Genomic DNA, 4708 nt, shown 5'->3' on the forward strand with positions numbered 1-4708 from the left:
CGTCGTCGGCGGCATGCGGGAGCGGGGCTGGGGGCGGATCGTGACCGTCGCGTCCGTCGCCGGCCTGGCCGGGGCGCCGTACATCGCCGCCTACGCGGCCTCGAAGCACGCGGCCGTCGGGCTCATGCGGGCCGTCGCCGCCGAGCTGCGGGGGACCGGGGTGACGGCCAACAGCGTGTGCCCGGCCTACGTGCGCACCGAGATGACCGAGCGGACCATCGCCAACATCGTCCGGCGCACGGGCCGCACGGCGGAGGAGGCGGCGGCCGCGCTCGGCACCATCCTCGACCCCGCGGCGGTGGCCGACGCCGTCGCCTGGCTGTCCGGCGACGGGGCGGCGGCGGTCAACGGCCGAGAGATCGTGCTCGACGGGTGACGCCGTTCCGGGCCTCGGCCCCGCTCACCGAGCGCTGGGACTCCTTCGGCTTCGGCGTGGAGGACGGCGTCGCCACCGTCACGTTCCGGCGCCCCGAGAAGCTGAACGCGCTCACCTTCGACGTGTACGCCGACCTGCGCGACCTGCTCGCCGAGCTGCCCCACCGGGGCGACGTGTCCGTGCTCGTCCTGCGGGGCGAGGGGCGGGCCTTCTGCTCGGGCGGCGACGTCAACGAGATCATCGGCGAGCTGCTGCGCTTCGACGCCCGCGACCTGCTCGAGTTCACCCGGATGACCGGCGCCGTCGTCCAGCGCCTGCGGGAGCTGCCGATCCCCGTCGTGGCCGCCGTGCAGGGGACGGCGGCCGGCGCCGGCGCCGTGCTCGCCCTGGCGTCGGACTTCCGGGTGCTGGCGAGCGACGCCACCTTCCGCTTCCTGTTCACCAAGGTCGGCCTGTCGGGCGGCGACATGGGGTCGGCCTGGCTGCTGCCCCGCCTCGTCGGTCTGGGCCGGGCCACCGAGATCCTGATGTTCGGCGACCCCGTCCCCGCCGAGCAGGCGCTCGCCATCGGCCTCGCCAACCGCGTGGTCGAGCCGGACGAGCTGGACGGGGCGACGGCCGAGCTGGCCCGGCGCCTGGCCGACGGCCCGACCCTCGCCTACGCCGCCACCAAGCTCCTCGTGGCGAGGGAGCAGGACATGGACCTGGCCGCGGCGATCGAGTTCGAGGCCATGACCCAGGCCCTGCTGATGACGACGAAGGACCACGCCGAGTTCCACGCCGCCTTCAACGAGGGCCGCCGGCCGCGCTGGACCGGGCGATGAGCGACACGCCGACCCCGCACACGCTGCTCAACCCCGACACGCTCGCCCCGGCCAGGGGCTACACCCACGCCGTCGTCGCCGCGCCCGGCCGGGTCGTGGCCGTGGCCGGTCAGGTCGCGATGGACGCGTCGGGCACGGTCGTGGGCGACACGCTGGTCGAGCAGTTCGACGTCGCCCTGTCCAACGTGGCCGCCGCCCTCGACGCCGCCGGCGCCCGGCCCGAGCACGTGGTCTCCATGCTGGTGTTCGTGACGGCCATGGACGAGTACCGGGCCGGCGTGCGCGACCTCGGCCCCGTCTGGCGCCGCCACTTCGGCCGCCACTACCCGGCCATGGCCCTCGTGGCCACGCCCGAGCTGGTGGAGCCGGCGGCCAAGGTCGAGATCGTGACGACCGCGGTGGTGCCGGGATGAGGCTCGCCGTCGCCGGCGGCGGGCCGGGCGGCCTGCTGTTCGCCATCCTCGCCCGCCGGGCCGACCCGGCGGCCGAGGTCACCGTCCTCGAGCGCAACGGCCCCGACGACACGTTCGGCTTCGGCGTCGTGTTCTCCGACGAGACCCTCGCCAACCTCCGCTCGGCCGACCCGCCGGTCTTCGCCCGCATCGAGGCCGAGTTCCGGTCGTGGACGAACATCGACATCCACCACGGCGACCGGCTGCTCCGCTCGGGCGGGCACGGCTTCGCGGCGATCTCCCGCCACCGGCTCCTCCGCATCCTGGCCGACCGGGCCCGCGAGGTGGGGGCGACCGTCCACCACCGCCGCCCGGTGGACGGCCTGGCCGACCCGGCGCTGGCCGGCGCCGACCTCGTCGTCGCCGCCGACGGCGTCAACAGCGCCCTGCGGGCCGAGCGGGCCGACCGCTTCGGCCCGACCCTCGACCGGGGCGACGCCCGCTTCGTCTGGCTCGGCACGACCAAGGTCTTCGACCAGTTCACGTTCCTGTTCGCCGAGACCGAGCACGGCATCGTCCAGGCCCACTGCTATCCCTACGACGACCGCACGAGCACGTTCATCGTCGAGACCGACCCCGCCACGTGGCGGCGGGCCGGCCTGGCCGAGAGCGCGGGCGTCGAGCGGCCCCCGGGGGAGAGCGACCCCGAGGCGCTGGCGTTCGCCGAGAAGGTGTTCGGCCAGCACCTCGACGGCCACGCCGTGCTCGGCAACCACTCCCGCTGGCTGCGGTTCACGACCGTCACCAACGAGCGCTGGCACGACGGCAACGTCGTCCTGCTCGGCGACGCCGCCCACACCGCTCACTTCTCGGTCGGCTCCGGCACCAAGCTGGCCATGGAGGACGCGATCGCGCTGTCGGCCGCCGTCGCCGCCCACCGGGGCGACGTCCCCGCCGCGCTGGCCGCCTACGAGACCGAGCGCAAGCCGGCCGTCGCCAGCCTCCAGCGGGCGGCGGCGACGAGCGCCGCCTGGTTCGAGTCCGTCCGCCGCTACTGGCACCTCGACAGCGAGCAGTTCGCCTTCCAGCTGCTCACCCGGTCCCAGCGCATCACCTACGACAACCTGCGCCTGCGGGACCCGGCCTTCGTCGACGGCCTGCTGCACTGGTTCTGGCGGTCCACGCCGGCGTCCCGTCGCCCGCCCGACCCGGCCACGCCGCCGATGTTCCACCCCTTCGACCTCCGCGGCCTCCGGCTGCCCAACCGGGTCGTGGTGTCGCCGATGGCCCAGTACTGCGCGGTCGACGGGATGCCCAACGACTGGCACCTCGTCCACCTCGGCAGCCGGGCGGTGGGCGGCGCCGCCATGGTGATGACGGAGATGACCTGCGTGTCGCCCACCGGCCGCATCAGCCCCGGCTGCACGGGGCTGTGGGACGAGGCCCAGCGCGACGAGTGGGCCCGCATCGTCGAGTTCGTCCACCGGTGGACGCCGAGCCGGATCGGCCTCCAGCTCGGCCACAGCGGCCGCAAGGGGTCGACCAAGCGGATGTGGGAGGGCGAGGACGAGCCCCTCGACGACGGCAACTGGCCGCTCATCTCGGCGTCGCCCATCCGCTACAAGCCGTTCAACCAGGTGCCCAGGGAGATGACGAGGGCCGACATGGACGAGGTGCGCGACCAGTTCGTGCGCTCGGCCCGGTTCGGCGCCGAGGCCGGGTTCGACCTGCTGGAGCTGCACGCCGCGCACGGGTACCTGCTGTCGTCGTTCGTGTCGCCGGTGGCCAACCGGCGGACCGACGGGTACGGCGGGTCGCTCGCCAACCGCATGCGCTGGCCGCTCGAGGTCGTCGACGCCGTGCGGGCCGTGTGGCCCGACGACAGGCCGCTGTCCGTGCGCATCTCCGCCGTCGACTGGGTGGAGGGCGGCACGACGGCCGACGACGCCGTCGAGGTCGCCGCCATGCTCGCCGCCCACGGCGTGGATGCCGTCGACGTGTCGACCGGCCAGGTCCACCCCGACCAGCAGCCCCGCTACGGCCGGCTGTACCAGACGCCGTTCGCCGACCGCATCGCCCACGAGGTCGACGTGGCCGTGATGACCGTCGGCGCCGTGTCGAGCGTGGACGACGTCAACACGATCGTGCTGGCCGGGCGGGCCGACCTGTGCCTGCTGGCCAGGCCCCACCTCGTCGACCCGTACTGGACCCTGAACGCGGCGATCGACCAGGGCTGGACCGGGCACCCGTGGCCGCCGCAGTACCTGTCGGGGCGGACGGCCAGGCGGCGGGAGCAGTCGGCCGTCCCGCCCGTGCCCCGCGACCCCCGGTGACGCCGTGCGGCTGACCGGCGAGCAGCGGGCGCTGGCCGAGGAGGCGCGACGGCTCGGGGCCGAGGTGCTGGCGCCGCTGGCCGAGGCCGGCGAGGAGGGCCGGGTCAACCGGCCGCTCGTGCGGGCGCTGGCCCGGTGCGGCCTGCTCGGGCGGGTGTTCCCCGAGGGCGGGACGGTGCGGGCCGTCGACCTCTGCCTGCTGCGCGAGGCGCTCGCCACGACGTGCCCGGAGGCCGAGACGGCGCTCGCCGTCCAGGGCCTCGGCGCCTACCCGATCCTCCAGTCCGGCCGGCCCGAGGTCGCCGACCGGTGGGTGCCGGCCGTGCGCCGGGGCGAGGCCGTCGCCGCGTTCGCGCTGACCGAGCCCGGCGCCGGGTCGGACGCCGCCGCCCTGTCGCTGCGGGCCGAGGAGGTCCCGGGCGGCTGGCGGCTGACCGGCGCCAAGCAGTGGATCTCGAACGCGCCGGACGCCGACGTCTACACCGTGTTCGCCCGGACGACCGAGGGCGCCGGGGCCCGGGGGGTCAGCGCCTTCGCCGTCCCCGGCGACGCCGACGGCCTGTCCGGCCGGCCGCTCGACCTGCTGTCGCCCCATCCCGTCGGCCGGCTGGAGCTCGACGGCGTGTTCGTCCCGGCCGACGACCTGCTGGGGGAGCGGGACCGGGGGTTCAGGGTGGCCATGGCGACCCTCGACCTGTTCCGGCCGAGCGTCGGCGCGTTCGCCGTCGGGCTGGCCCAGGCCGCGCTCGACGCCGCCGTGGCCCACGCCGGCCGCCGGCAGGC

Annotated in this window: 5 protein-coding genes; all 5 read left to right on the forward strand. The window is 75.5% G+C overall.

The genetic code is table 11. The features are described from left to right. The coding region (locus VGB14_05925; protein ID HEX9992447.1) for an SDR family oxidoreductase at window positions 1–376 on the forward strand (376 nt) is incomplete at its 5' end. Continuing rightward, window positions 373–1200, forward strand: coding sequence for an enoyl-CoA hydratase family protein (locus tag VGB14_05930; protein HEX9992448.1), 828 nt, complete (start codon window positions 373–375; stop codon window positions 1198–1200). The genes VGB14_05925 and VGB14_05930, both read left to right, overlap by 4 nt. Next, the gene (locus tag VGB14_05935) at window positions 1197–1613 is read left to right on the forward strand and encodes a RidA family protein (GenBank protein HEX9992449.1); all 417 of its coding nucleotides are present in this window, start codon (window positions 1197–1199) and stop codon (window positions 1611–1613) included. Before VGB14_05930 ends, VGB14_05935 begins: the two co-directional genes overlap by 4 nt. Further along, window positions 1610–3925 (forward strand): bifunctional salicylyl-CoA 5-hydroxylase/oxidoreductase, encoded by a 2316-nt coding sequence (locus tag VGB14_05940; GenBank protein ID HEX9992450.1) that lies wholly within the window; start codon window positions 1610–1612, stop codon window positions 3923–3925. Before VGB14_05935 ends, VGB14_05940 begins: the two co-directional genes overlap by 4 nt. Window positions 3926–3929: 4 nt before the next feature. Further along, the coding region (locus VGB14_05945) for an acyl-CoA dehydrogenase family protein (GenBank protein ID HEX9992451.1) at window positions 3930–4708 on the forward strand (779 nt) is incomplete at its 3' end.

It is taken from the genome of Acidimicrobiales bacterium, assembly GCA_036399815.1.
Taxonomy (GTDB): Bacteria; Actinomycetota; Acidimicrobiia; order Acidimicrobiales; family DASWMK01; genus DASWMK01.

Excerpts from the sequence above, each read along its gene's own strand:
- VGB14_05935 (HEX9992449.1), top strand. The coding sequence starts at position 1,197 with ATGAGCGACACGCCGACCCCGCACACGCTGCTCAACCCCGACACGCTC.
- VGB14_05940 (HEX9992450.1), top strand. The coding sequence starts at position 1,610 with ATGAGGCTCGCCGTCGCCGGCGGCGGGCCGGGCGGCCTGCTGTTCGCC.